Annotated in this window: 22 protein-coding genes and 1 riboswitch; of the genes, 13 read left to right on the top strand and 9 right to left on the bottom strand. The window is 73.0% G+C overall.

Annotated elements, in window-relative coordinates:
* Nucleotide 1: 1 nt before the first annotated feature.
* From FJQ56_RS19255 to FJQ56_RS19270, 4 genes are all read left to right on the top strand, one after another.
* Nucleotides 2-2,038 (top strand): bifunctional aldolase/short-chain dehydrogenase, encoded by a 2,037-nt coding sequence (locus FJQ56_RS19255; protein ID WP_140011232.1) that lies wholly within the window; start codon nt 2-4, stop codon nt 2,036-2,038.
* Entirely contained in the window at nt 2,035-3,522 is a 1,488-nt protein-coding gene (locus tag FJQ56_RS19260) for a rhamnulokinase (RefSeq protein WP_140011233.1), read from the top strand. The genes FJQ56_RS19255 and FJQ56_RS19260 overlap by 4 nt, the downstream gene beginning before the upstream one ends.
* Before the next feature lie 56 nt (nt 3,523-3,578).
* Nucleotides 3,579-4,817 carry an alpha-hydroxy acid oxidase gene (locus tag FJQ56_RS19265; protein ID WP_140011234.1) on the top strand — a complete coding sequence of 413 codons (1,239 nt, stop codon included), beginning with the start codon at nt 3,579-3,581 and terminating at the stop codon, nt 4,815-4,817.
* Between the two features lie 91 nt (nt 4,818-4,908).
* Nucleotides 4,909-6,390 carry an MDR family MFS transporter gene (locus FJQ56_RS19270; protein WP_246084257.1) on the top strand — a complete coding sequence of 494 codons (1,482 nt, stop codon included), beginning with the start codon at nt 4,909-4,911 and terminating at the stop codon, nt 6,388-6,390.
* A gap of 77 nt (nt 6,391-6,467) precedes the next feature.
* On the opposite strand, the gene FJQ56_RS19275 is transcribed toward FJQ56_RS19270, so the two are convergent.
* From FJQ56_RS19275 to FJQ56_RS19290, 4 genes are all read right to left on the bottom strand, one after another.
* Complete coding sequence (locus FJQ56_RS19275; RefSeq protein WP_140011235.1) at nt 6,468-8,795, bottom strand: MMPL family transporter; 2,328 nt, start codon at nt 8,793-8,795, stop codon at nt 6,468-6,470.
* Nucleotides 8,796-8,856: 61 nt separating this feature from the next.
* Nucleotides 8,857-9,438: a TetR/AcrR family transcriptional regulator gene (locus FJQ56_RS19280; RefSeq protein ID WP_246084293.1), complete on the bottom strand. Its 582-nt coding sequence runs from the start codon at nt 9,436-9,438 to the stop codon at nt 8,857-8,859.
* A gap of 95 nt (nt 9,439-9,533) precedes the next feature.
* Nucleotides 9,534-10,541: an aldo/keto reductase family protein gene (locus FJQ56_RS19285; RefSeq protein WP_246084258.1), complete on the bottom strand. Its 1,008-nt coding sequence runs from the start codon at nt 10,539-10,541 to the stop codon at nt 9,534-9,536.
* Nucleotides 10,542-10,725: 184 nt separating this feature from the next.
* Nucleotides 10,726-11,367, bottom strand: coding sequence for a GntR family transcriptional regulator (locus FJQ56_RS19290; protein WP_140011237.1), 642 nt, complete (start codon nt 11,365-11,367; stop codon nt 10,726-10,728).
* A 16-nt stretch (nt 11,368-11,383) separates the two neighbouring features.
* Between FJQ56_RS19290 and FJQ56_RS19295 the strand changes: the two genes are divergently transcribed.
* A complete protein-coding gene (locus tag FJQ56_RS19295) occupies nt 11,384-14,224 on the top strand; it encodes an FAD-binding and (Fe-S)-binding domain-containing protein (protein ID WP_211351245.1) in 2,841 nt (946 codons plus the stop codon).
* Between the two features lie 180 nt (nt 14,225-14,404).
* A complete protein-coding gene (locus tag FJQ56_RS19300) occupies nt 14,405-15,118 on the top strand; it encodes an SGNH/GDSL hydrolase family protein (protein WP_140011238.1) in 714 nt (237 codons plus the stop codon).
* Here FJQ56_RS19300 and FJQ56_RS19305 read toward each other — a convergent pair.
* Nucleotides 15,105-16,505, bottom strand: coding sequence for an MFS transporter (locus FJQ56_RS19305; RefSeq protein ID WP_211351247.1), 1,401 nt, complete (start codon nt 16,503-16,505; stop codon nt 15,105-15,107). The two genes, FJQ56_RS19300 and FJQ56_RS19305, sit on opposite strands and share 14 nt — an antisense overlap.
* A 47-nt stretch (nt 16,506-16,552) precedes the next feature.
* Here FJQ56_RS19305 and FJQ56_RS19310 point away from each other — a divergent pair, with 47 nt between their 5' ends.
* On the top strand, nt 16,553-17,014 hold the full coding sequence (locus tag FJQ56_RS19310; RefSeq protein ID WP_211351249.1) for a MarR family winged helix-turn-helix transcriptional regulator: 462 nt from the start codon (nt 16,553-16,555) through the stop codon (nt 17,012-17,014).
* 38 nt (nt 17,015-17,052) lie between these two features.
* Here FJQ56_RS19310 and FJQ56_RS19315 read toward each other — a convergent pair whose 3' ends face one another.
* Nucleotides 17,053-17,817, bottom strand: a complete 765-nt coding sequence (locus tag FJQ56_RS19315) for a putative protein N(5)-glutamine methyltransferase (RefSeq protein ID WP_140011240.1) — start codon at nt 17,815-17,817, stop codon at nt 17,053-17,055.
* 93 nt (nt 17,818-17,910) lie between these two features.
* Here FJQ56_RS19315 and FJQ56_RS19320 point away from each other — a divergent pair, with 93 nt between their 5' ends.
* Genes FJQ56_RS19320 through FJQ56_RS19330 form a run of 3 tightly spaced genes read left to right on the top strand, consistent with a single transcriptional unit; the run spans nt 17,911 to nt 20,952 of the window.
* Nucleotides 17,911-19,035, top strand: a complete 1,125-nt coding sequence (locus tag FJQ56_RS19320) for an NAD(P)H-dependent amine dehydrogenase family protein (RefSeq protein WP_140011241.1) — start codon at nt 17,911-17,913, stop codon at nt 19,033-19,035.
* Nucleotides 19,032-19,856, top strand: coding sequence for an SDR family oxidoreductase (locus FJQ56_RS19325; RefSeq protein WP_140011242.1), 825 nt, complete (start codon nt 19,032-19,034; stop codon nt 19,854-19,856). The genes FJQ56_RS19320 and FJQ56_RS19325 overlap by 4 nt, the downstream gene beginning before the upstream one ends.
* Before the next feature lie 10 nt (nt 19,857-19,866).
* A complete protein-coding gene (locus FJQ56_RS19330; RefSeq protein ID WP_246084259.1) occupies nt 19,867-20,952 on the top strand; it encodes an MBL fold metallo-hydrolase in 1,086 nt (361 codons plus the stop codon).
* 10 nt (nt 20,953-20,962) lie between these two features.
* Here FJQ56_RS19330 and FJQ56_RS19335 read toward each other — a convergent pair whose 3' ends face one another.
* The 3 genes from FJQ56_RS19335 to FJQ56_RS22510 all read right to left on the bottom strand — a co-directional run bounded on the left by FJQ56_RS19335 (nt 20,963) and on the right by FJQ56_RS22510 (nt 22,902).
* Entirely contained in the window at nt 20,963-21,397 is a 435-nt protein-coding gene (locus tag FJQ56_RS19335; protein WP_170215479.1) for a GNAT family N-acetyltransferase, read from the bottom strand.
* Nucleotides 21,394-22,302, bottom strand: coding sequence for an alpha/beta hydrolase (locus tag FJQ56_RS19340; RefSeq protein ID WP_170215480.1), 909 nt, complete (start codon nt 22,300-22,302; stop codon nt 21,394-21,396). The genes FJQ56_RS19335 and FJQ56_RS19340 overlap by 4 nt, the downstream gene beginning before the upstream one ends.
* A gap of 120 nt (nt 22,303-22,422) precedes the next feature.
* Nucleotides 22,423-22,902 (bottom strand): GIY-YIG nuclease family protein, encoded by a 480-nt coding sequence (locus FJQ56_RS22510; protein ID WP_211351251.1) that lies wholly within the window; start codon nt 22,900-22,902, stop codon nt 22,423-22,425.
* Between the two features lie 230 nt (nt 22,903-23,132).
* Nucleotides 23,133-23,242: riboswitch (TPP riboswitch) on the top strand.
* A gap of 34 nt (nt 23,243-23,276) precedes the next feature.
* Between FJQ56_RS22510 and FJQ56_RS19350 the strand changes: the two genes are divergently transcribed.
* From FJQ56_RS19350 to FJQ56_RS19360, 3 genes are read left to right on the top strand one after another with little or no spacing between them, the layout of a single operon-like run.
* Entirely contained in the window at nt 23,277-24,293 is a 1,017-nt protein-coding gene (locus FJQ56_RS19350) for a thiamine ABC transporter substrate-binding protein (protein ID WP_246084260.1), read from the top strand.
* Nucleotides 24,294-24,303: 10 nt separating this feature from the next.
* Entirely contained in the window at nt 24,304-25,959 is a 1,656-nt protein-coding gene (locus FJQ56_RS19355; protein WP_140011245.1) for an ABC transporter permease, read from the top strand.
* Nucleotides 25,953-26,996: an ABC transporter ATP-binding protein gene (locus tag FJQ56_RS19360; RefSeq protein WP_246084261.1), complete on the top strand. Its 1,044-nt coding sequence runs from the start codon at nt 25,953-25,955 to the stop codon at nt 26,994-26,996. The genes FJQ56_RS19355 and FJQ56_RS19360 overlap by 7 nt, the downstream gene beginning before the upstream one ends.
* The last annotated feature ends 2 nt before the right edge of the window (nt 26,997-26,998 follow it).

Here is a 26,998-nt window from a genome sequence, read left to right on the forward strand (position 1 = left end):
CATGACCAACGCTGCAGCCGCCGACCTGATCGCCCGCTCCAACCGCCTCGGCGCCGACCCCAAGAACACCAACTACGCCGGCGGCAACACCTCCGCCAAGGGCACCGAGACCGACCCGGTCACCGGCGAGCCCGTCGAGCTGCTGTGGGTCAAGGGGTCCGGCGGTGACCTCGGCACCCTCAAGGAGTCCGGCCTGGCCGTGCTGCGGCTCGACCGGATGCGCGCGCTCGTCGACACCTACCCGGGTGTCGAGCACGAGGACGAGATGGTCGCCGCGTTCGACTACTGCCTGCACGGCAAGGGCGGCGCGGCCCCGTCGATCGACACCGCGATGCACGGGCTGGTCGATGCCCCCCACGTCGACCATCTCCACCCCGACTCGGGCATCGCCGTCGCGACGGCGGCCGACGGCGAGCAGCTGACCAAGGAGATCTACGGCGACCGGGTCGTCTGGGTTCCGTGGCGTCGTCCGGGCTTCCAGCTCGGCCTCGACATCGCGGAGATCAAGACCAGGAACCCGCAGGCCGTCGGGTGCATCCTCGGCGGCCACGGCGTCACCGCCTGGGGCGACACCAGCGACGAGGCCGAGAAGAACTCGCTCTGGATCATCGACACCGCCGCGGCCTACATCGCCGAGCACTCCAAGGCCGAGCCGTTCGGCCCGCCGCTCGAGGGGTACGCCGCCCTGTCGGCCGACGAGCGTCGGGCCAAGGCCGCCGCCCTGGGCGCCACCATCCGCGGCATCGCCAGCCACGACCGCCCGATGGTCGGCCACTTCACCGACGCCGACGTCGTCCTGGACTTCCTCGCCTCCTCCGAGCACCCCCGCCTCGCCGCGCTGGGCACCAGCTGCCCCGACCACTTCCTGCGCACCAAGGTCAAGCCGCTCGTGCTCGACCTGCCCGCGTCGGCCTCGGTCGAGGAGAGCATCGCGCGCCTCAAGGAGCTCCACCTCGCCTACCGCGAGGACTACCAGGGCTACTACGACCGCAACGCGACCCCGGACAGCCCCGCCATCCGCGGCGCCGACCCGCTGGTCGTGCTGGTGCCCGGCGTCGGCATGTTCAGCTACGGCAAGGACAAGCAGACCGCCCGCGTGGCCGGTGAGTTCTACACCAACGCGATCAACGTGATGCGCGGCGCCGAGGGGCTGTCGACCTACGCCCCCATCGACGAGGCCGAGAAGTTCCGCATCGAGTACTGGGCGCTCGAGGAGGCCAAGCTGCAGCGGATGCCGAAGCCCAAGCCGCTCGCCACCCGCATCGCCCTGGTCACCGGGGCCGCCGGCGGCATCGGCCTGGCCACCGCCAAGAAGCTGGCCGCCGAGGGCGCCTGCGTCGTCATCGCCGACCTCTCGCTCGAGAAGGCCCAGGCCGCCGCCGCTGAGATCGGTGGGTCCGACGTCGCCGTCGGTGTCGCCGTCGACGTGAGCAAGGCCGACGCCGTACGCGCCATGGTCGATGCGACCGTGCTCGCCTTCGGTGGTGTCGACCTCGTCGTCAACAACGCCGGGCTGTCGCTGAGCAAGAGCCTGCTCGAGACCACCGAGGCCGACTGGGACCTCCAGCACGACGTGATGGCCAAGGGCTCGTTCCTGGTCTCGCAGGCCGCCGCACGGGTGCTGATCGAGCAGGAGATGGGCGGCGACATCGTCTACATCTCGTCCAAGAACTCGGTCTTCGCCGGCCCCAACAACATCGCCTACTCCGCGACCAAGGCCGACCAGGCCCACCAGGTGCGGCTGCTCGCCGCCGAGCTCGGCGCCCACGGCGTCAAGGTCAACGGCGTCAACCCCGACGGCGTCGTCCAGGGCTCCGGCATCTTCGCCTCGGGCTGGGGCGCCAACCGGGCCGCCGTCTACGGCGTCGAGGAGAAGGACCTGGGCAAGTTCTACGCCCAGCGCACGATCCTCAAGCGCGAGGTCCTCCCCGAGCACATCGCCAACGCGGTCTTCGTGCTCTGCGGCCCCGACATGACCCACACCACCGGCCTGCACGTGCCCGTCGACGCCGGCGTGGCGGCGGCCTTCCTGCGATGAGCACGCGCCCCCACCTGCGCGTCGCCGCCGTCGACCTCGGCGCCACCAGTGGCCGGGTCATGGTGGGGCGCGTGGGCCCGGGGTCGCTGCACCTCGACGAGCTGCACCGCTTCCCCAACGGCGGCGTCCGCGCGCACGGGTCGCTGTTCTGGGACGTCCTCGGCATCCATCGCGAGGTGGTCGCGGGCCTGCGCGAGATCGCCGGCACCGGCCCGCTCGACGGCATCGGCATCGACTCCTGGGCCATCGACTACGGCCTGCTCGACCGTGACGGGCACCTGCTCGGCAACCCCTACAGCCACCGCGACCGGCGTACCGACGGGGTGGCGGCGCGGGTGCTCGAGGAGGTCGGCGCGGCGCGGATGTTCGCCACGACCGGGCTGCAGCAGCTGCCGTTCACCACCGTCTACCAGCTCGTCGCCGCCCGCGGCACCGCAGCCCTGGAGTCGGCCGAGACGCTGCTGCTGCTGCCCGACCTGCTGGGCTACTGGCTCACCGGGCAGGTCGGTGCCGAGCGCACCAACGCCTCCACCACCGGCCTGTACGACGTGACGTCGCGCGAGTGGGCCGTCGACCTGGCCAAGCAGGTCGGCCTGCCGTGGGGCGTGCTGCCGCCGCTGCGCGACCCGGGCGACGTCATCGGTCCGCTGCTGCCCGACGTCGCCGAGCAGCTGGGCGTCGCCACGTCCGTGCCCGTCGTCGCCGTCGGCTCCCACGACACGGCCTCCGCGGTGGTCGGCATCCCGTCGGTCGACGACGACACCGTCGCCTACATCTCCTCCGGCACGTGGTCGCTGGTCGGGCTCGAGCTCGAGAAGCCGGTGCTGAGCGAGGAGGCGCGCGCCGCCGACTTCACCAACGAGGGCGGTGTCGACTCCACGGTGCGGTTCCTCAAGAACGTGATGGGTCTGTGGGTCCTCTCCGAGGCGCTGCGCACCTGGGCCGACCGACGCATCGCGGGCACCGACCTGGCCAGCCTGCTCGCCGCCGTCGCCGACGCGCCCGCCCTGCGCACGGTCGTCGACATCGACGACCCGAGGCTGCTGCCCCCCGGCGACATGCCGGGGCGGATCCAGCAGCTCGCCCACGAGGCGGGGGAGCCGATCCCGCGCACGCCGCAGGACGTCACCCGCACCATCCTCGACAGCCTGGCCCTGGCCTACCGGCGCCACCTGCGCACCGCCGCCGAGCTCGCGGGCCGCGACCTCACCGTCGTCCACGTCGTCGGCGGCGGCTCGCAGAACACCCTGCTCTGCCAGCTCACCGCCGACGCCACCGGCCTGCCGGTCCTGGCCGGCCCGACCGAGGCCGCGGCCCTCGGCAACGTGCTCGTGCAGGCTCGCGCCCTGGGTGCCGACCTGCCCGACCTCGCCGCGATGCGGGCCCTGGTGCGCAGCACCCACGAGCCCCGGCGCTACGACCCGCGACCCGGCGCCGACTGGGACGCCGCCGAGTCGCGTCTGCCCACCCGCCGGGCCCACTGAACCCACTGAACCCACTGACCAGCCCCACCCCACCAGCGACCCGAGAGACTGGCCCCATGAAGCGGCAGATGCCGAAGCGGCGTGACCTGGCCCCGTTGATGCAGTTCAAGAAGCCCGAGCTGTCGCCCAAGAGGCGGCGCCTCGACAAGGCGTTGACGATCGACGACCTGCGCACGGTGGCCAAGCGACGTACGCCGAAGCCGGCCTTCGACTACACCGACGGCGCCGCCGACGGCGAGGTCGGGCTCGACCGGGCCCGCGAGGCCTTCGGTGACATCGAGTTCCACCCCGCGATCCTGCGTGACGTCTCGACGGTCGACACCTCGCGCGAGGTGCTCGGCAAGCGGGTGGCGCTGCCCTTCGGCATCGCCCCGACCGGGTTCACCCGGATGATGCAGGCCGAGGGGGAGGTCGCCGGCGCGACCGCCGCCACCGCCGCCGGCATCCCCTTCGCGCTGTCGACGATGGGCACCACCTCGATCGAGGACGTCGCCGCAGCCGACCCCGGCGGGCGGCACTGGTTCCAGCTCTACATGTGGAAGGACCGCGACCGCTCGATGGCGCTGGTCGACCGCGCCGCCGAGGCCGGCTACGACACGCTCCTGGTCACCGTCGACGTGCCCGTCGCCGGCGCGCGCCTGCGCGACGTCCGCAACGGCATGACGATCCCGCCGTCGCTCACCCCCAGGACCGTGGTCAACGCGATCCCGCGCCCGGCCTGGTGGATCAACTTCCTCACCACCGAGCCGCTCGCCTTCGCCTCGCTCGACGCCTGGTCGGGCACCGTGGCCGACCTGCTGGACACCATGTTCGACCCGACCGTCACCTACGACGACCTGGCCTGGATCAGGTCGCAGTGGCCGGGCAAGGTCGTCGTCAAGGGTGTCCAGTCGGTCGACGACGCGGTCCGCCTCGCCGACGCCGGCGTCGACGCCGTGCTGCTCTCCAACCACGGCGGGCGCCAGCTCGACCGTGCGCCGGTGCCGTTCCACCTGCTGCCGCAGGTCGTGCAGGCGCTGAAGGCCAGCGGCAGCGGCGTCGAGGTGCACCTCGACACCGGCATCATGTCCGGCCAGGACATCGTGGCCGCGCTCGCCCACGGTGCCCACTTCACCCTCATCGGCCGCGCCTACCTCTACGGCCTGATGGCCGGAGGTCGCGAGGGCGTCGACCGCACCATCGAGATCCTGGCCGGCCAGATCGAGCGCACGATGCGCCTGCTCGGGGTCACCTCGCTCGACGAGCTCGAGCCCGGGCACGTGACCCAGCTGCGGCGGCTGGGCCCCTTGACCTGACGGCGACGTCGACGCGTCGAGTGCGTCCCTGCCCCGCTCGAGGCGACGTCCTCGGCGGAACACCTGGCGGCGCGCGCTGGTTGCAGGACCCGTGACTGACACCGAGATCACCCGCGCCAGCGTCGGCCTGCGCAGTGAACGGGGACCGATCCTCCTCGCCGTGATGCTCAGCGTCGGCCTGGTCGCGATCGACTCCACCATCCTGGCCACCGCGGTGCCGGCGGTGGTCGACGACCTCGGCGGGTTCACGTCGTTCCCGTGGCTGTTCTCGATCTACCTGCTGGCCCAGGCGGTGTCGGTGCCGATCTACGGCAAGGTGGCCGACCTCTACGGCCGCAAGCCGGTGATGCTGCTCGGCATCGGGCTCTTCGTCCTCGGGTCGCTGCTCTGCGGCCTGGCCTGGAGCATGCCGGCGCTCATCGTCTTCCGGCTCGTGCAGGGCCTCGGGGCCGGCGCGGTGCAGCCGATGGGCATGACGATCGTCGGCGACATCTACTCGCTGGCCGAGCGCGCCAAGGTGCAGGGCTACATCGCCAGCGTCTGGGCCGCGGCCTCGGTCATCGGTCCGACCCTGGGCGGCGTCTTCGCCGACTACCTCTCCTGGCGCTGGATCTTCCTCGTCAACCTGCCGCTCGGCATCGCGGCCGGGTGGGTGATGTGGCGGCGCTTCGACGAGAGCGTCGAGCGCCGCAAGCACTCGATCGACTACCTCGGTGCCCTGCTTCTGGCCGCCGGCGGCACGCTGCTCCTGCTGGGTCTGCTCGAGGGTGGGGTGCGCTGGGGCTGGGACTCGCCCTCCGGCATCGGGATCTTCGTCGCCGCGGTCGCCCTGCTCGCGGCCTTCGTGGCCGTGGAGGCCCGCACCGCCGAGCCGGTGCTGCCGCTGTGGATCTTCCGGCGACGCGTGCTCAACGCGTCCAACTCCGGCGCCTTCGTGGTCGGCGTGCTGATGCTCGGGCTGACGTCGTACGTGCCCCTCTACGCGCAGGGCGTGCTCGGCCACGGCGCCCTCGTGGCGGGGCTCGCGCTGGCCTCCATGACGATCGGCTGGCCGATCGCCGCCACGACCAGCGGCCGCTTCTACCTGACGATCGGCTTCCGCCGTACGGTGCTGATGGGCGCGCTGTTCGTGATCGCCGGCGCGGCCCTGCTGCTGCCGGTCAGCGCCGACAGCGCCCTGTGGCAGCTGGCCCTGCCGTGCTTCGTGATGGGCATCGGCTTCGGGTACGTCGCCAGCCCCGGCGTGATCGTCGCCCAGTCCTCGGTCGAGTGGCAGCACCGTGGGGTCGCCACCGGCACCAACATGTTCGCCCGGTCGATGGGCAGCGCCGTCGGCGTCGCCGTGTTCGGCGCCATCGTCAACAGCCGGGTGGCCGACAGCGCCCCGGCCGGCGGCACCCTCGACCTCCAGCACCTCTCGGCCGGGGTGCTCGCCCCCGCGATCCACGCGGTGTTCGTGTGCTCCGCCGTGGTCGCGCTCGCGCTGCTGCTGTCGGGCCTGCTGATGCCGCGCCGTGCGCTGACCGACGGGCCGGCCGGTACGCCGGCCGACGCGCCTCCGGTCGAGGCCTGAGAACACCCCGCACGCACACCGACCCGCCGCCCAGGGGGCGACGGGTCGGGCACGGGTACGGCGTGGAGCGAGCCGGGTCAGCCCACCAGCACGGGCTCGGAGTCGCCGCCCTTGTCCAGGTCGACGGGCTTGTCCAGGTAGGGGCGGTCCAGCTTCTCGCCCTCGACGTCGACGTTGGGCAGGATCTTGTCGAGCCACGCCGGGAGGTACCACGCCTTCTCGCCGAGCAGGTACATCAGCGCCGGGATGAGCACCATCCGGACGATGAAGGCGTCGAACACGACCGCGGCGGCGAGGGCGAAGCCCATCGACTTGATGATCGCGTCGTCCTCGAGGATGAAGCCCGAGAACACCGCGGTCATGATGGCGGCCGCTGCGGCGACCACCCGGGCGCTGTTGCGGAACCCGTCGACGACCGCGTCGCGGGTGCTCATGCCGTGGACGTGCGCCTCACGGATGCGGGTCACCAGGAACACCTGGTAGTCCATGGCCAGCCCGAACACGACCCCGATCAGGAAGATCGGGATGAAGCTGACGATCGGCTGCGGCTCGAAGATCCCGAACATGCCCTCCTGGAAGATCGCCACGGTGGCGCCCAGCGTCGCCAGCACCGACAGCAGGAAGCCGGCCGTCGCGGTGAGCGGCACCATGATCGATCGGAACACGATCATCAGCAGGATGAACGCCAGTCCCACGACGATCGCCAGGTAGAGCGGGAGCGCGTCGGCCAGGCGGTCCGAGACGTCGGTGGTGATCGCGGTCAGGCCGGTCACGCCGATGGTGGTGCCGGTCTGCTGCTCGATGCCGGACTGGCCGTCGCGCAGGTCGTTGAGCAGGTCCTGGGTCCTGGTGTCGTCCGGGCCGGCCTTGGGCTGGACCTGGATCGAGCCGCCGGTCCCGTCGGCGTTGGTCCCGAGGAGCTGGGCGTTGGCGACCCCGTCCTGGTCGCCGGCCCAGGAGGTGACGTCGGCGAGGGCCTGGCCCGGGTCGGCCGCGTCGCGGGCGTCGACGACGATCAGCAGCGGGCCCTCGCGGCCCGGGCCGAACTCCTCGCTCATCAGGTCCGAGGCCTTGCGCTGCGTGGTCTCGCTCGCGGCGGTCGAGTCGCTCGGGAAGGCCAGGTGCAGGCCCTTGAGCGGGATCGCCAGGACGCCGAGCGCGATCACGACCAGGATGGCGGCGGCCAGCGGGCGCTTGCCGACGATGCGGGCCCAGCGGACGCCGTTGTTGAGGACCTGGCCGTCGGCCTCGTGGGCCGGCTTGTACTTGCGCACCTGGCCGGCGAACGCCTTCGACTTCAGCATGCCGAGGACGGCGGGCAGCAGGGTCAGCGCGACCAGGACGGCGATCAGCACGGTCCCGGCCGCGGCCAGGCCCATCGAGGTGAGGAAGGGGATCCGCACGACCGACAGTGCCGACAGGGCGATGAGGACGGTGAGGCCGGCGAAGACGACCGCCGAGCCCGCCGTACCGACGGCGATGCCGACGGCCTGCTCCCGGTCCTCGGTGTGCCTCAGCTCGGATCGGTAGCGCGCCAGGATGAACAGCGTGTAGTCGATGCCGACCGCGAGCCCGATCATCGACGACAGGGCGGTGGTCGAGGAGTTGAGGTCCATGAACGCCGTCATCGCGGTCACGCCGGTCAGGCCGATCGCGACGCCGAAGACGGCGGTCAGGATGGGCATGCCGGCCGCGATCAGCGAGCCGAACGTGAGCAGCAGGATGACCAGCGCGATCGCGATGCCGATGGCCTCGGCCGCACCGCCGCCGAAGGACTGCACCTGCGAGCCGGCGCCGTTGGCCTCGACGGTCAGGCCGGCGTCACGCGCGGAGTCCATGGCCTTGTCGAGGGCGTCGATCGTCGCCTGCTTGACGTCGGTGGGGGAGTCGACGTCGAGGTCGAAGGCGATGATGCCCGCGCGGCCGTCCTTCGACAGCGGCGAGATCGCCTGCGCGTTGGCCTCGGCGGTCGCCTCGTCGGTGCCGGCCTTCTTGGCCGCGTCCAGGACGGCCTGGGTCTGGGCGTCGGCGAGCTCGACCGGGTCGCCGAGCTGCGGGTTCTGCTTCGCGTCCCGGGCGACCTGGGGCAGGTTCTTGAGATCCCCGACCAGGGCGTCGACGGCCTTCTGGTACTCCGGGTCAGCGAGCGTGCTGCCCTCGGGGGCCGCCACCACCACGTTGATGTTGGCCTGCGCGAAGGCGTCCGGCGCGTCGGGGAAGAGCTCGGTCTGCAGGTCGGCGGCCTTCTCCGACGGGATGCCCGGGATGGTGAACGCGTCGTTGAACGGCTTGGAGATGGTCGCGGCGGCACCCACGACCACCACGAGCAGCGTCAGCCAGCCGGCGAGGAAGAGCGGCCAGCGGCGGAACGCCGTCTTGCCGAGCCGATAGAGGTACGTAGCCATGGGGGCTCCTGGTGGTCCGGGTCGGTGGGGTGTCTGGGGTGTCTGGGGTGGTACGGCGACGTCAGGCGCCGAGGAGGCTGCGGGCGGTGCGCAGGCTCTCGTCGAAGTGGTGCGAGAAGGGGCGGGTGCGCGGGTCGTCGAGGAACCCGTCGAGGGCGGCGTCGAAGAGGGCCGCGAGGATGGTCACGGCGACCTTGGCGTTGGCCTTGCCGAACCCGGAGCCCTCCCGGGCCACGACGTGGTCGATGACGTCGGTGCTGATGCCCTCGTAGCGCTCGTGGATCGCGCTCATCAACCGGGAGTTGCCGCGCAGGGCGCGGCGGCTCATGATCAGCACGTCGCGGTCGGTGGTGCTGTCGCCGAGCAGGGGGAGCACGAGGGTCCGCAGGTCGAGCAGGAGGTCACCGGCCGGCCCCCCGGCCCGGAACTCGTCGATGTCGTCCTCGTCGAGGGCGGGCCACTCCCCGAGCACCGCGTCGAGCTTGCCGGGGAAGTAGTTGAAGAGCGTGCGGCGCGAGACGCCGGACGCCTCGGCGAGCTCGTCCATGGTGAAACCGTCGAGACCGTGCTCGTCGGTGAGCCGCATGGCGCACAACGAGATGTGCTGCGAGGTGGCAGCCCGGTCCCGCTTTGCACTCTTCATCACAAAGTGCAGTCTTGCACTGGCTGCAATCAGAGTGCAAAGGCTCGTGGAGTGATCCTGGTTACGACGGACGACGTGTGACCGCCGTCACGCCATCAGCGGCGCTTGAGGTACGGCGTCGCGTTGACGGCGAGCGTCTGCCCGGTCACCGGGACGTCGCCGAGCGCCTCGTCGCAGGCCGCGAGGACGTCGTCGTCGAGCGTGATGCCGGCAGCGGCCGCGTTGGCGTGGACCTGCTCGGGGCGGGAGGCGCCGATGATCGCCGAGGCCAGCTCGGGGCCGCGCAGGGTCCAGGCCAGGGCCAGCTCGGGCAGGGTGAGCCCGGCGTCGTCCGCGATCGGCACCAGGCGCTGGACCGCCTCGGCGGCCTCCTCGGAGTAGATGACGTCCTTGGCCCCGCCCATCGACTCGTGGGCGAACCGCGAGTCGGCCGGGAACTCCTGGCCGGGCTTGTACTTGCCGGTCAGCAGGCCCTGCGCGAGCGGCGACCAGACGATCTGGGAGATCCCGTGGTCCATGCACAACGGGAAGACCTGGTCCTCGGGCGCGCGCCAGAGCATCGAGTACTGCGGCTGCGAGCTGACGAACAGGTCCTCGCCGCCGATCTCGATCGCGGCCTTGATCTGCTCCGGCGTCCACTCGCTGAAGCCGAGGTAGCGCGCCTTGCCGTCGCTGACCACCTTCTGCAGGGCCTCGACGGTGTCCTCGAGCGCGACGTCGGCGTCGAAGCGGTGGGCCTGGTAGAGGTCGACGTGGTCGACCTTGAGCCGCGTCAGCGAGGCGTCGATCTGCTTCGCGACCTGGTCGGGCGAGAGCCCCCGGTCGGCCTCGTCGTCCGACATCTGCCCGAACACCTTGGTGGCCAGGACGTAGGAGTCGCGAGGGTGCTCCGACAGGATCTCGCCCCACGCCTCCTCCGCCGCCCCGCGGCCGTAGACGTTGGCGGTGTCGAAGAAGTTGATGCCGGCGTCGAAGGCCGCCTCGGTGCACGCGCGGGTCCGGTCCTGCTCGACGCCGCCGGAGTAGGTCAGCCAGCTGCCGAGCGAGATCACCGAGACCTCGAGGTCGGAGCTGCCGAGGGTGCGGAACTTCATCTCACTCATGGGCTCGACGGTAGGGGCCGAACGGTGGATCGCGGTCCACCCCCACGACGGTGATCAGCCAGCACGGTCGTCGAGCCGCGGGGGCGTAGTCACCGCGAGTCGAGACGCCCGCAGCTGCACGTCGACCCGGGTGCGTCGGCTGCGGCCATCTCGACGCGGGCTCGCGGGGGCTCGCCCGGCTCGATCACCGTGCCGTCAGCAGGGTGCGGGTGTGCTCGAGGTGCCCGCGCATCGTGGACTCGGCGAGCGCCGCGTCGCCGGCCAGCACCGCGTCGACGATGGGTCGGTGCTCGGCGTGGATCTCGCCCAGCGAGCGACCGGTGGCGGTGGTGGGTGGACCGAGGAGGGCGGTGGTGGCGCGCAGCTGCTCGACGACCTCGGCCGCGCGACGGTTGCCCGCGGCGACCAGGATCGCGCGGTGCAACGCCCGGTCGGCGGCCCAGAACCCCGCCTCGTCGTCGTACGACGCGGCCCGGGCCATGCTCGCCAGCAGCCCGGCGGCATCGGGGCAGCCCCGCTCGGCGGCACGGCCGGCGGCGGCGGGCTCGAGGGCCAGGCGGATCTCGAAGATCTCCTCGACGTCGTGGGCCGTGGGCAGCACCACGCGGAAGCCGCGGTTGCGGGCGATCTCGACCAGCCCGACCTCGGCCAGCCGCAGCAGCGCCTCGCGGACCGGGCTGCGCGAGACGCCGAGCAGCTCGGCGAGCTGGTAGACGGAGTAGACCTCGCCCGGCACGAGCTCCTGCTGCTGGACCCCGGTGCGCACCGCCTCGACCACGGCATCGGTCAGCGACGGCGCCGGGTGCGGAAGGGTGAGTGACGGCATGAGTAACATGTTACTCATGACCGACGCGAGCAACCCGAGCGACGTGGTGGCGGCCCTGGCGGCCGCGGGGCTGGAGGTGCGGTCCGACGCGGGCACGCGGGCGATGTACTCCTCCGACGCCTCGCTCTACCGCATCCCGCCCCTCGCGGTCGTCCGGCCTCGTGACGCCGAGGAGGTCGCCGCCGCGCTCGCGGTGGCCCGCGAGACCGGCGTACCGCTGACGTCGCGGGGGGCGGGCACGTCGGTGGCCGGCAACGCCGTGGGTCGCGGGATCGTCCTGGACTTCTCGCGCCACCTCAGCCGGGTGCTGTCGGTCGACCCCGAGGCGCGCACCGCCGTCGTCGAGCCCGGCACCGTGCACGCGGTGCTGCAGAAGGCCGTCGCGCCGCACGGCGTGCGGTTCGGGCCCGACCCGTCGACCCACCCGCGCTGCACGATCGGCGGGATGATCGGCAACAACGCGTGCGGCTCGCGGTCCCTGGCCTACGGCCGCACCTCCGACAACGTCGCCGGGCTGCGCTTCCTCACCGCGGCCGGCGACCAGGTCCACACCTCGTACGACGCCGCAGGGCGCCCCGTCGTCGTCGGGGGTGACACGGTGCTGGGTGGGGTGCGCGACGTGATGGCCGCCCACCTGGCCACGGCGCGCACCGAGCTCGACCGGTTCGGTCGCCAGGTGTCGGGCTACGCCGCGCAGCACCTACTGCCCGAGCGCTTCGACCTCACCCAGGCCTTCGTGGGGTCCGAGGGCACCCTCGGCGTGATCACCGAGGCGACCGTCAGGCTCGTGGTCGACGCGCCGGTGCGGGTGGTCGTGGTGCTGGGCTTCGACGACATCGTGGCCGCCGGCGAGGCGTCCCCGGCCGTGGTCGCGCACGGCCCCACCTCCTGCGAGGGGCTCGACTCCCGGCTGCTGTCGGTGCTGCGGGCGCGCCGTGGCGAGAGCGCCGTGCCGCCGCTGCCGCGCGGGCGGGCCTGGTTGTTCGTCGAGCTGGCCGGCGACGACCGGGCCGAGGTGCTGGCCCGCGCGGAGACGCTGGCCGCGGCCGGGCTGGGGGTCGACGCGCTCGTCGTACCCGACCCGGTCACGCAGGCCCGGCTGTGGCGGATCCGCGAGGACGGCGCCGGCATGGCCGGTCGCTCGCCGGCCGACCGGCCCGCCTGGCCCGGGTGGGAGGACGCCGCTGTCCCGCCGCACATGCTCGGCTCCTACCTCGCGCGCTTCGACGAGTTGGTGACGTCGTACGGCATGACCTCGGCGCCGTTCGGGCACTTCGGCGACGGCTGCATGCACGTGCGCCTCGACTACCCCCTCGACCGACCCGACGGGACGGCGGTGCTGCGGGCGTTCCTCACCGACGCCGCCAAGCTCGTGGGGGAGTACGGCGGGTCGCTGTCGGGCGAGCACGGTGACGGCCGCGCGCGCTCCGAGCTGCTGCCGCACATGTACTCCGCCGAGGCCATCTCGATGTTCGGCGGCATCAAGCACGCCTTCGACCCGACCGACCTGCTCAACCCCGGCGTGCTCGTCGATCCCGACCCGGTCGACGCCGACGTGCGCGTGGCGGGCACCTTCCCGCTCGGCCGGCGGCGGCTCGCGATGGCCTATCCCCACGACGACGGCGACCTCGCCCAGGCCGTCCACCGTTGCACCGGCGTCGGCAAGTGCCGCGCCGACAACTCCGCGGCGGGCGGGGTGATGTGCCCGTCCTACCTCGCGACCCGCGAGGAGAAGGACTCCACCCGAGGCCGCGCGCGCGTGCTGCAGGAGGTCGTGCGCGGTGAGCTCGCGTGGTCGGCGCCCGAGGTGCACGACGCGATGGACCTCTGCCTGTCCTGCAAGGGCTGCGCGTCCGACTGCCCCACCGGCATCGACATGGCGACCTACAAGTCCGAGGTGCTCCACCAGACCTACCGCCGTCGGTTGCGACCGCGCTCGCACTACTCCCTGGGTCGGCTGCCGATGTGGTCGCAGCTCGCCGGTCGGGTCCCGCGGCTGGCCAACCTGATGATGCGGCTGCCCCTGCTCGGCCCGCTGGCCCTCTGGGTGGCCGGGGTGGATCGCCGTCGCTCGGTGCCGGCGTTCGCCCGGCAGTCGTTCCGGCAGTCGTTCCGGCGGTCGTGGTCTCGACAGGCTCGACCGACGAGCACGGCCGGTGGCACCCCGGTCGTGCTGTGGGTCGACTCGTTCAGCGACTCCTTCGACCCCGAGGTCGCCTCCGCCACGGTGCGGGTGCTCGAGGCGGCCGGCTATGCCCCGCAGCTGCCCGACGAGCGCCTGTGCTGCGGGCTGACCTGGATCACCACCGGCCAGCTCGATGCCGCCAAGAAGATCCTCGGCAAGACCGTCGCCTCGCTCGCGGTGGCCGCGCGGGCGGGCGTCCCCATCGTGGGGCTCGAGCCGTCGTGCACCGGCGTGCTGCGCAGTGACGCGCTCGAGCTCGTGCCCGGCCCCGACGCCGACGTCGTGGCCGCGTCGGTCCGCACCCTGGCCGAGCTGCTCGCCGAGACACCGTCCTATGAGCCTCCCGACCTGGCCGGGACCACCGTCGTCGCCCAGCCGCACTGCCACCACCACGCCGTCCTCGGCTGGGCCGCCGACGCGGCGTTGCTGGACTCGACCGGCGCCCTCGTCACCAAGCTCTCGGGATGCTGCGGCCTGGCCGGCAACTTCGGTGTGGAGGTCGGCCACTACGAGGTGTCCGTCGCCGTCGCCGAGCAGCAGCTGCTGCCAGCCCTCGACGCCGCCCCCGACGCGATCGTGCTGGCCGACGGGTTCTCCTGCCGCACCCAGGTCGCCGACCTGCGCGACCGGCCCAGCCTGCACCTGGCGCAGCTGCTCGACCCGGCGCGCTGACGTGACCCGACGTCGGTCGAGGTGCGAAGGCCGCTAGGCCTGAGCCTCGAGACCACCGCGGCGTCATGTCGACCGCACCGTCGTGCTGGGTCTGCAAGGACCCGGCGGTGGTCTCGAGGCTCGGCGCCGGGGCGCCTCGCACCTCGACCGGCGTGTGGTCCGGTCGGGCACGCTTGGGCCGTGGAGCCGCCGACCCTCACCTACGCCAACCGCACCGGCCGGCCGCCGGGCCGCGTGGTGCGCTCGGCCGGCCTGGTGCTGCCGGGCGTGCGCCGGGTCTGGCGCCAGGCCGAGCCGTACGCCGATGCGTGGCACGCCCACAACCTGCGGACGGTGAGCCGTCCCGGCCGCCGGTGGGTCGTGCTCGGCGACTCGATGTCGCAGGGCGTCGGCGCGACGTCGTACGACGCGGGGTGGGTCGGTCAGCTCGCCGCGCGCCTGGAGGCGACCGGCGACCACCTCGAGGTGCTCAACCTGTCCGCGACCGGCGCCCGGGCCGACGACGTGCTCACGCAGCAGCTGCCGGCCCTGGCCGACATCGGCAGGCGCGCGGACGACGTCGTGATGGTGCTGGTGGGCTCCAACGACCTGTTCGCCGGTCGGGCGGGGCGGTCCCGGCTGCCCGCGGCGTTCGCCGCCCTGGTCGAGGCGGTCCCGCGCGGGACGGTCTTCGCCACGCTGCCGCAGCCCACCGGTGTCGCAAGCCTGGCCAACGCCCACGTCGAGCGGGCGGCGGCCGCAGGCCGGGTCGTCCTGCTCGACCTGCGCGTCACCGGGCCGACCTCGTGGCGCGGTCGCCTCGCGGCCGACCACTTCCACCCCAACGACGCCGGCTACGCCGCCATGGCGGACGCGATCGAGCCGACGCTGCGGGCGGTGCTCAGGCGGCCGTGACGGTGCCGACGGCGTCGAGCTTGGCCGCCCGCGAGTGCACGTGGGGGACAAGGGCAGTGATGGCGAGGCCGACGAACGCGGCGACCGCGCCGATGGCGAAGCACAGCTCGAACCCGCCGCGCCCGGTCGACCCGGCGAGGACGGTCGCCATCACGGCGGCGGCGACGGTGGTGCCGATGGAGCGCGACAGTGCGTTGACGCCGAGCGCCGACCCGGCCTCGCGGGGCGGGGTCGAGGTCATGATCAGGGCCGGCATGGCGGCGTACCCGATGCCCACGCCCGAGCTGATGACGATCGAGGCGACGAGCAGCTGCCACGGGGCGTCCATGAGGAAGGTCGCGACCAGGTAGCCGACGCCGAGGACCGCGGCGCCGGTCATCAGGGTGATCCGCGGACCGACGTTGGTCATCATCCGGCTCGAGACCGGCGCGAAGACCAGCATCATCAGGCCACCGGGCGCCATCCACAGACCGGCCTCGAGGATGGTCTGGCCGAGCCCGAAGCCCGTCGCGGTGGGCAGCTGCAGCAGCTGCGGGACGACGATCGCCTGCGCCATCATGCCGAAGCCGATGGCCACGGCGGCGAGGTTGGTGAGCAGCACGGGGCGGCGCGCGGTGGCGCGCAGGTCGACGAGCGGCTCGTCCTGCGCGAGCTCGAAGACGGCCCACACGACCAGGACGACCAGGCCGACGCCGATGGACCCGACGGTGCGGGCGTCGAGCCAGCCCCACTCGCGCCCCTTGGAGGCGCCGAGCAGCACGCCGACGAGACCGACGGCGAGGCCGACGGCGCCGACCAGGTCGATCCGCCCGCCCTGTGCGTCGTGGACCCGGGGTACGAGGGTGACCAGCCCGACCAGCAGCAGGACCGCGAACCCGGCCGCCATCCAGAACAGGGCGTGGAAGTCGAACGTCTGCACCACCCAGGCCGCCAGGGGCAGGCCGATCGCGCCGCCGACGCCGAGCGTGGCGCTCATCGCGGCGATGCCGGTGTTGGCCATGTCGGGCGGGACCACCTCGCGGATCAGCGCGATCGCGACCGGGATGAACCCCATCGCGAGACCCTGCATGGCCCGGCCGACCAGCATCGGGGCCAGGGTGCTCGACAGGGCGCACACGACGGAGCCGGCCGCGAGCATCGCCGCGCTCGCGATCAGCATCCTCGGCTTGCCGAACAGGTCGCCCAGCTTGCCGCTGATCGGCATCGTGACGGCGGCAGCCAGCAGCGTGATCGTGACGACCCAGCCGGCGTTGGCGGGGGAGGTGTGCAGCAGCCCGGGCAGGTCGCCCTGGATCGGGATGACCAGGGTCTGCGTGAGCGAGGCGCTGAGCCCGCCGAAGCAGAGGGTCGCCACGGTGAGCAACGCCCGGGAGTGTCCTGTGTTCACCGTGTGTACGGTACACATCGCGTCCGGGTCTGGAAGAATCGGTGACCGTGACCACACCCGGGACCGACGTGCCGGCCGACCTCGCCCAGGTCACCGCCCTCGGCGACCAGCTGCTGCGCCTGCAGCGCCGTCGCCGCCACGTCTACGCCGACGTCGTGCTCGAGAACTCCGCCTTCCGCCTCCTCTGGGTCCTCGACGACGGGGAGCCTCGCACCCTGCGCCAGCTCGCCGCCGACCTCGACCTCGAGCAGTCGACGGTCAACCGCCAGGTCAACGCGGCGATCGCGGCCGGCTGGCTGGAGCGGTACGACGTCCCGGGGAGCGCCAGCAGGCTGGTCCGGCCGTCGGCCGCCGGCCGCGAGGCCTATCGCCACGACGGGTTGATCCGGGCCGGCACGATCCGAGCCGCCCTCGACGAGCTCGGCCACGAGCACGCGGCCTCGGTCATCGACGGCCTGCGCTCGCTCAACGACGCGTGGGACGCCGTGCTGGAGCGAGAGCTGCCCTGACGCCACCCTCGCGCGAGCTCGGGTCGACCCGGCGTCCCTCAGCCGCGGGCGCGCCCGATCACCGACGTCGCGTCGAGGTCGGGGTCCTCGGCGACGGCGGGCTCGAGACCCGCGGCGGCCATCATCGCGGTGGCCGCCTCGACCTGCATGGGGGCGACCTCGATGGCGAGCAGCCCGCCGGGAGCCAGCCACGTCGTCGCCCCGGCCGCGACGAGGCGGTGCAGGTCGAGGCCGTCGCTGCCGCCGTCGAGCGAGACCCGGTGCTCGTGGTCGCGGGCCTCACGCGGCATCAGGTCGAGCTCGCCGCTGGGTACGTAGGGCGCGTTGACCATCAGCACGTCGATGCGCCCGCGCAGGTCGGTCGGCAGGGCGTCGTACAGGTCGCCCTCGTGGACCCGTCCGGGCGGCAGGTCGGCGAGGTTGGTGCGCGCGCACGCCACCGCGGCCGGGTCGAGGTCGGCGGCGTGGCCCTCGACGTCGCGGCGACGTACGACGAGCGCGGCCAGCAGCGCCCCGCTCCCGCAGCACAGGTCGACGACGACGCCGTCGGGCGGGGTGAGCTGCTCGGCGAGCTCGACCAGGAGCAGGGTGCGCTGACGCGGCACGAACACGCCGTCGGCGACGACCACCCGCAGCCCGTCGAACCCGGCCCAGCCCAGCAGGTGCTCGAGCGGACGGCCCGCGACGCGCGCCGCCACGAGCCGCTCGAGGTCGGCCTCGTCGGTCGCGGTCTCGAGCAGGAGCGCGGCCTCGTCCTCGGCGTACACGCAGCCGGCGGCGCGCAGGCGCTCGACGAGGTCCATGACGCCCACCCTAGGCAAAGGACGCGTGCCGAGTTGAGCATTCATGCCGCGGCTTGCTAGCGCCAAACTAGAACCTGTTCTACTGTGCGACCCATGTCACAGGTCGTCCCCGAGAAGCCCCTGCGCGTCGTCGTCTGGTCCACCGGCACCATCGGTCGGCACGCGATCGCCGGCATCGACGCCCACCCCGACCTCGAGCTGGTGGGGGTGTGGGTCAGCAATCCCGACAAGCACGGCAAGGACGCCGGGGTGCTGGCCGACCTGGGGCGTGACCTCGGCATCGTGGCCACGACCGACCGCGACGAGCTGATCGCGCTCGCGCCCGACGCGATCGTGCACACCGCGATGGCCGACGACCGGGTCTTCGAGTGCATCGAGGACCTGATCTCGTTCGTCGAGGCCGGCATCAACGTCACCTCGAGCGGGCCGGTGCTGCTGCAGTGGCCCGAGGAGATCCTGCCGCCGGAGTTCATCGAGCGTATCGAGGACGCCTGTGCCCGGGGCAACGCCAGCATGCACATCAACGGCATCGACCCCGGCTTCGCCAACGACGTCCTGCCGCTGGTGATGACGAGCCTGAGCCAGCGCATCGACGAGGTGCGGGTGATGGAGATCTGCAACTACGCGACCTACTACCAACCCGTCGTGATGGGTGACCTGTTCGGCTTCGGTAGGCCGATGGAGGAGGTCGGCATGCTGTGGCACCCGGGCATCCTCACCATGGCCTGGGGCAGCGTCGTACGCCAGATCGCGGCCGGCCTCGACATCGTCCTCGACGAGCCGCTGACCGAGGAGGTCGACCGGCGCCCGGCCGAGCGCGACACGCCCTCGGTCTCCGGCGACATCGCCGCCGGCACCATGGGAGCGGTCCGCTTCCAGCTGACCGGCAAGGTCGACGGCATCCCTCGCGTCGTCCTCGAGCACGTCACCCGCACCGACGACGACTCGCAGCCCGAGTGGGAGACCCCGCCCGCCGGGTCCGACGCGTGCTACCGGATCAAGATCACCGGCGAGCCGATGATGAACGTCGACTTCACCCACCACGGCGAGCACGGCGACCACAACGTCAGCGGCATGATCACCACCGCCCAGCGCATCGTCAACGCGCTCCCGGCCGTCGTGGCCGCCGCGCCGGGCATCGTGCGGGCCATCGACCTGCCGCTGGTCACCGGGCGCGGACTGGTCTCGACCGGCTCGACCACCGAGGCTCGAGCGTGAGCATCCTGGACCGCTTCACGCTCACCGACCACGTCGCGATCGTCACCGGGGCGGGCCGCGGCCTCGGAGCCAGTACGGCGCTCGCGCTGGCCCAGGCCGGTGCCGACGTCCTGATCGCGGCCCGCAGTGCCGACCAGCTCGAGGTCGTCGCCGAGCAGGTGCGCGCGACCGGCCGCCGGTGCGTCGTGGTGGCCGCCGACCTCAGCGACCTCGACGCGGTCGCCGGGCTCGCGCAGACGGCGTACGACGAGCTCGGCCGGCTCGACACCGTGGTCAACAACGTGGGCGGCACCGGCCCACGGGACTTCCTCGGCACGAGCGCGGGCTACCTCGAGCGGGCGTTCTCGTTCAACGTCACGACGGCCCACGTGCTCACCAGGGCCGCCGTCCCGCTGATGCTGAGGGACGACCCTTCGACAGGCTCACGGCAAGCTGCCCAGAAGTCCGTCACGACCATCAGCTCGATGATGGGCCGCACCGCCGACCGCGGCTTCGTCGCCTACGGCACCGCCAAGGCCGCGCTCGCGCACTGGACGAAGATGGCTGCGCAGGACCTGTCGCCGCGGATCCGCGTCAACGGCATCTACGTCGGCTCGATCATGACCAGCGCGCTCGAGATGGTCGCCGGCGACCCGGGCCTGATGGGGCAGCTGGAGGGCAAGACCCCGCTCGGCCGGGTCGGCGAGCCCGAGGACATCGCGGCCGGTGTGCTCTACCTGTCGTCGAGGGCCGGCCAGTACGTCACGGGCAAGCTGCTCGAGATCGACGGCGGCATCCAGCAGCCCACCCTCGACCTCGGCTTCCCCGACGTCGGCGCGTAGGTTGCCGCGGGTGGCCGACCCCAGCAGAGACCCAGGCATCTCGACCGCCCACGCCGTCTCACCCGACTCCGGCGAGCACTGGACCGCCGAGGGTGCCTGGGAGGTGGCGCCCGGCATCCACCGGATCCCGCTGCCCCTGCCGATGGACGGCCTGCGGGCGATCAACGTCTACACGATCCAGACCGACGACGGTCTCACCCTGATCGACGGCGGCTGGCACATCCCGGTGGCTCGCGAGCTGCTCGACGCCAGCCTGCGCTCGATCGGCTCGGGCTTCGGCGACATCACGCGGTTCCTGGTGACGCACGTGCACCGCGACCACTTCACCATGGCGACGGTCCTGGGCCACGAGCTCGGGGTCGACGTCGCGCTGGGCCTCGGCGAGAAGCCGGCGCTCGACCTGCTCAACAACCACGAGGCGCTCACGGAGAACCCGTTCCACGCGGTGCTCCGCTCCGCCGGGGCCGGCGTCATCGCCGAGGAGTGGGAACGCCTCGAGGACCCCGACGACGAGGAGATGGGCAACCTCTGGCGCCACCCGACGTCGTGGCTCGACGGCGACCACGAGATCGCCGTCGGCACCCGCACCCTCGACGCCGTGCACACGCCCGGCCACACGCCCGGCCACTTCGTCTTCGCCGAGCGCGCGGAGGCCGTCCTCTTCGCCGGCGACCACGTGCTGCCCACGATCACCCCGTCCATCGGGTTCACCGTGCCGCCGACGCCGCAGCCGCTCGGTGACTTCATGGCCTCGCTGACCAAGGTCCGCGGTCTGCCCGACCTGCGGGTGCTGCCCGCCCACGGCCCGGTCGCGCCCTCGACCCACGCGCGCGTCGACGAGCTGCTCGCCCACCACGAGACCCGGCTCGCCAACAGCCTCGCGCTGGTCGCGCCGGGCGGGTCGACGGCGTACGACGTGGCGCGCGGCCTCGGCTGGACCCGTCACCTGCACGCCTTCGACGGCCTCGACTGGTTCAGCCGGGGGATGGCCGCGATGGAGACGAAGGCCCACCTCGACCTGCTGGCCGCGCGCGGACAGGTCAGCCGCGACGATCTGCCCGACGGCGTCGTCTACCGGGTCGTCGACCGCTCGTAGACGCTCCTGGTCACTGCTTCCTCCGGCGCATCGGGAGGTGGGGGATGCCGTCCTCGAGGAACTCCGGGCCGGTGACCTCGAAGCCGAACGTCGCGTACCAGCCGGCCAGCGGGGCCTGGGCGTCGAGCATCACGTCACGTCCCTTGGCCACCGACAGGGCGGTGTGCATGACGATGTCGGCCAGGCCCTGACCGCGGGCCGTCCTGGCCAGCACGACGCGGCCGATCCGCCAGGTCCCGCCGTCGTCGAGGACGCGCGCGTAGCCGAGGAGGTCGTCCTCCTCGAGCAGGACGTGTCGTGTCCCGGGCTCGAGGTCGCGGTCGTCGAGGTCGGGGTAGGGGCAGTCCTGCTCGACGACGAACACGTCCTGCCGCAGCCGGGCCACGGCGTACACCTGGAGGGCCGTCAGGCGGTCGAACGGGACGGCCACGCAGCGGATGGTCACGTCAGGAACTCCTTCGTATGACGCCACGCGCGGCGGGCCTCGGGCAGGCCGGGCAACAGCGCGAAGACGTGGATCAGGTCGGGTGCCTCGAGGTAGGTCAGCGGCCACCTGGCGGCGGCGGCGCGGTCGGCGAGGAGGCGACAGCCGGGGACGAGCAGGTCGCGCGTGCCGCAGGTGACGAGCGTCGGCGGCAGGCCGGTCAGGTCGCCGAGCCCGGGGGAGACCTCGGGGCGCGCGAGGTCGGCGGCGTCGCCGGCCCACCACCCGGCGTACGCCGTGAGCTTGTCGAGGGACAGCCACGGGTCGATCGCGTCGAGGTCGCGGGTGTCGGGGGTGCTCGTGGTGAGGTCGACCCACGGCGAGTGCAGCACCACGTGGGTCGGCAGCCTCGCCCCGCGGTCGCGGAGGGTCTGGAGCAGCGCCAGCGCGAGCCCGCCGCCCGCCGAGTCACCGGCCAGGACGACGCGGTCCTGGCGCGCGGTGTGCTCGGCGAGGTCATCGGCCAGGGCGTCGTGGCTGTCGCGCCAGGTGTGCTCGGGGGCGAGCGGGTAGAACGGCAGCACCACCTCGGCGTCGAGGACGCGGGCCAGCCGCGTCGCGTAGCGCACGTGCACCGCGTCGGTCGGCGCGACGTAGCCCCCGCCGTGCAGGTAGTAGACCGTGGTCCGCGGCCGCTGCCCCCGAGGGCGGATCGTGTGCACCGGGAACGGGACGCGCCGCTGGCCGACCTCGTAGCGCCGCTCGAACCCCGGGACCAACCCGGTCGGCAGCCGGCGGAACACGAAGTCGGGCCCCGCGTGCCGCGCCTCGACCCGCGCCCGCTCGGCCGCGGGGTCGTCCAGCCCGCTCGCCCCGCGCAGCCGCGGGACGGCGTACGCGTAGAACGCGTGGAGCAGGCTGGGCACGGCCTCACCCTGCCACGGGGGTACGACGGTCTCGACCACTTGTCTGGCGGGTGGTCTCGTGACGGTTGTCAGGGCAACCTCCTCGACCGGCGCGAGCACACGTTGGTCGAGGAAGGCGCGCTAGCGCCTGTCTCGAGACCATCGGTCCGCAACGATCCGCGTGTACGGCGGCGGCGTCGCGTCAGTGTCGTGCGGCTCGAGTGGACGCAACGGCGACCAAGGATCGTGCGGGTCGTCGACGCGCTCGTGCGGGACGTCCCACGGCATCGGCTCGGGCTGCGGCGGGGGGCCGGTGGCCTCCGCGGCCTCGGTGTGGGTCGCAGCCCAGCACCGGCTGGCCAGCCTCGGCAGCAGGTCCTCACGCCCGTTGATCAGCGCCTGACGCTTGGCCCGCCCCCACCCCTGGACCCGCTTCTCGAAGTCGTAGGCCGCGCGCACGGACGAGAACTGGGCCGCCCAGACGAGCTCGACGGGGAGTCGGTGCCGCGTGTACGCCGCCCCCTCACCGGCTCGATGCTGACCCACGCGTCGTTCGAGGTCGATGGTGCTGCCGACGTAGTAGGAGCCGTCACGGCATTCGAGGATGTAGGTCCAGGCCACGGCCCGACCGTGCCCCCGCTCGTCAGTTCGCGCCAGTCCGACGCTCGGCGCCTGTGGACAGCCGTGTGGTCGGGCCGCGCTGACGTGGCGGGTGGATGGTCTCGAGACGGTTGCTAGCGCAACCTCCTCGACCACCGTGTGCCGCCGTGCGCACGTCGGTCGAGGACGGCGTGCTGGCGCCTGTCTCGGGACCACCCCGGTTGAGCGCCGAGCCCACCGCTACTGTGGCGAGCACAAGACAGGGGAGCACGACTAGCGCGTGCTGAGAGTGCGGACGAGCCGCAGACCCTCCGAACCTGCTCCGGTTAGCACCGGCGAAGGGAGTCCAGATGAATCACGTGTGGCGTGCGGCGGCAGCGGCGACGATCGTGAGCATGACGATGACGTCGTGCTCGTTGGTCGGCGGGGACGACGACGGGGCGGCGGGTGGCGACCGCGAGACGGTGGTGCTCGTCGTGCACGACTCGTTCGCGCTGCCCGAGGACCTGGTCGCCGACTTCGAGAAGAAGAACGACCTGACCCTCGAGGTCCGCAAGTCCGGCGACGCCGGGGAGCTGACCAACAAGCTGGTCCTGACCAAGAGCAACCCCGTCGGCGACGTCGCCTTCGGTGTCGACAACGCGTTCGCGAGCCGGGCGCTCGACGAGGGCGTGTTCGCGGCGGCGGACGTCGACCTCCCCGCCGGCGCCGATGCCTACGACCTGCCGGGCGACGACGACCATGCGCTGGTGCCGGTCGACAACGGCAACGTGTGCGTCAACGTCGACGACACCTACTTCGCGAAGAAGAAGCTCGACCCGCCGGCGACCTTCGAGGACCTCACCGACCCGCGCTACAAGAACCTGTTCGTCACGCCGTCGGCGGCGACGAGCAGCCCGGGGCTGGCCTTCCTGCTCGCGACGATCGCGGAGTACGGCGACGACTGGCCGGCGTACTGGAAGCGGCTGATGGCCAACGGCACCCGCATCGCCAGCGGCTGGACCGACGCCTACCAGGTCGACTTCACCCAGGGCGGCGGCGCGGGCGACCGGCCGATCGTGACGTCGTACGACTCGAGCCCGGCGTTCACGGTGCCCGAGGGCGGCACGACCAGCACGACGAGCGCGCTGCTCGACACCTGCTTCCTGCAGGTCGAGTACGCCGGCACACTGGCCGGCGGCGACAACCCGGAGGGTGCCAAGAAGGTCCTCGCCTGGCTGGTCAGCCCCGAGGTGCAGGCGGCCCTGCCCGACAGCATGTACGTCTTCCCCGTCGCCGACGGGGTCCCGCTCCCGACGGCGTGGGCGACGTTCGCCAAGCGGCCGACCGCCCCCAAGACCGTCGACCCCGACGAGGTCACCGCGCAGCGCGACGCGTGGCTGCGGGAGTGGACCGACCTCACCACCCGGTGAGGCCCCGTCCATGAGACGCACCGCGACCCTGCTCGGGCTCGCCGCGCTGCCGGTCGCGGTGCTCGGCGTCTTCTTCGTGCTGCCGGTCGTGGGCATGGTGGGGCGGGGGTTCTGGCCCGACGGGACGTTCGACCCCGGCGCGGTCGCCGAGGTCCTGACCCGGCCCCGGGTGCACCGCGTCCTCTGGTTCACCGTGTGGACCGCCTCGGTCGCCACGGCGCTCAGCGTCGCGCTCGGCCTCCCTGCGGCCTACGTGCTGCACCGGCTGCGCTTCCCGGGGCGCGGCCTGGTGCGGGGGCTGCTGCTGGTGCCGTTCGTGCTGCCGACGGTGGTGGTGGGCGTGGCGTTCCGGCAGCTGCTGCGTGACGGCGGCCCGCTCGGCGTGCTGGGTCTCGACGGCACCCCCGCCGGCATCGTCACCGCGCTGGTGTTCTTCAACGTGGCCGTGGTGATCCGCACCGTCGGGGCCACCTGGGAGGGCCTCGACCACCGCCCGGCCGAGGCGGCCGCCTCGCTGGGCGCCGGTCCCGCCACGGTCTTCCGCACGGTCACCCTGCCGGCGCTGCGACCGGCGATCGTGTCGGCGGCCAGCGTGGTGTTCCTGTTCTGTGCGACGGCGTTCGGCGTCGTGCTCACGCTGGGCGGCTCGCGCTACGCGTCGGTCGAGACCGAGATCTACCTGCTCACCACCGACCTGCTCGACCTGCCCGCCGCCGCAGCGCTCTCGGTGCTCCAGCTGGTCGTCGTCGTGGGTCTGCTCGTCGTCGCCGGTCGCGCGCGCCGTACGCCGGACGCCACCACGGCCCGCTCGACCGCCCCCGCCCAGCCCGTACGACGCCGCGACCTGCCCCAGCTCGCCGTCACCGCCGCGCTGCTCGCGGCGGTGGCCACCCCGGTGGTCGCGCTCGTCGTCGGCTCGCTGCGCACCGGGGGACCGGGGGGCGGCGGGTGGACCCTCGAGCACTACCGCGCCCTCTCGGGTCGCGGCGGGACGCCCGGCGACCCGACCCTGGTCGTCCCGGTGCTCGACGCGCTCGTCACCAGCCTGCGGGTCGCCGTCGACGCGACCTGGATGGCGCTGCTGCTCGGGGGGCTCGTGGCGGTCGTCGTCACCCGCCGGTCGCGCGGGCGCGCCGAGCGCCGGCTGCGCGGGGTGCTCGACGGCTTCTTCATGCTGCCGCTGGGCGTCTCGGCGGTGACACTGGGCTTCGGCTTCCTGATCACCCTCGACTCGCCGCCGCTCGACCTGCGCAGCTCCCCGCTCCTGGTGCCTCTAGCCCAGGCCCTGGTGGCGCTGCCCCTCGTCGTCCGCACGCTGGTGCCGGTGCTCGCCGGCCTCGACGACCGGCAGCGCCAGGCCGCGGCGTCACTGGGCGCCGGTCCGCTGCGCGTGTTCGCCACCGTCGACCTGCCGGCCGCGTGGCGTCCGGTGCTGGCTGCGGCGGGCTTCGCGTTCGCGGTGTCGCTGGGGGAGTTCGGCGCGACGTCGTTCCTCGTGCGCGACGAGGCGCCGACCATGCCGGTCGTGATCTTCCGGCTGATCGGGCACCCCGGGGTCGGCGACTACGGTGCGGCGCTGGCCGCCTCCGTCGTGCTCGCGGCCACGACGGCCGTCGTGATGCTCGCGGTCGAGCGGCTCCGTGTCCCCGCTCTCGGAGCGTGGTGAGAGCAGTGCTCACCCTCGACCACCTCCACGTCGACTACGACGGCGTCCCCGCCGTCGTCGACGCCAGCCTCGAGGTGCCCGACGGCAGCGTCGTCGCGGTCCTCGGCCCGTCCGGGTGCGGCAAGTCGACGCTTCTGCGCGCCGTCGCGGGCCTCGAGCGCCCCACCACCGGCACCATCGCCTGGGACGGCACGGACCTCGTCGGCACGCCGACCCACCAGCGAGGCTTCGCCCTGATGTTCCAGGACGGGCAGCTCTTCGGCCACCTCACCGTCGCGCGCAACGTCGGGTACCCGCTGCGGGTGCGGTCCCGACGGTCCCGACAGTCTCGAGGGGCACGACCACCGATGGCCGGGCGGGTGGCCGAGCTGCTCGCGCTCGTCGGGCTCGAGGGGTACGCCGACCGGCTCCCCGCCACGCTGTCCGGCGGCGAGCGGCAGCGGGTGGCGCTGGCCCGGTCGCTAGCCGCCGACCCCCGGCTGCTGCTCCTCGACGAGCCGCTCTCGGCGCTCGACACGGGGCTGCGCGAGCGCCTGGCCGCCGACCTGCGCGACATCCTGCGCACCGCCGGCACCACCACCCTCGTCGTCACCCACGACCAGGAGGAGGCGTTCGCCCTGGCCGACCGGCTCGTCGTGATGCGCGACGGCCGCATCGTGCAGCAGGGCGACATCGCCCAGGTGTGGGCGCGCCCGGTCGACGCCGCGACGGCGCTCTTCCTGGGCTACGCCCGGGTGCTCGAGGGCCGCCCCGCCGCCCTCGTGCTCGAGGCCGCCGGCCTGCCGCCCGCGCCGGCGGTCGCCGTACGCCGCTCGGCCCTGACGCTCGAGCCCGCCGGCCGGCTCGAGGGCGAGGTCCGCTCGGCCCGGGCCACCCCCGACCACCTGCGCCTGGTGATCGCGGTCGACGGCGTCGGCGAGGTCGACGCGGTCGCGGGCCCGGGCAGCACGGCCGCCCCCGGCGACCGGGTCCGGCTGGGCGTCGATCCCGCCCGCACGGCGCCGATCGGCGCCGGACCGAGCAGCCTCCTAGACTGACG

The sequence above is a fragment of the Nocardioides plantarum genome (genome assembly GCF_006346395.1).
In the GTDB taxonomy this organism is placed as follows: Bacteria; Actinomycetota; Actinomycetes; order Propionibacteriales; family Nocardioidaceae; genus Nocardioides; species Nocardioides plantarum.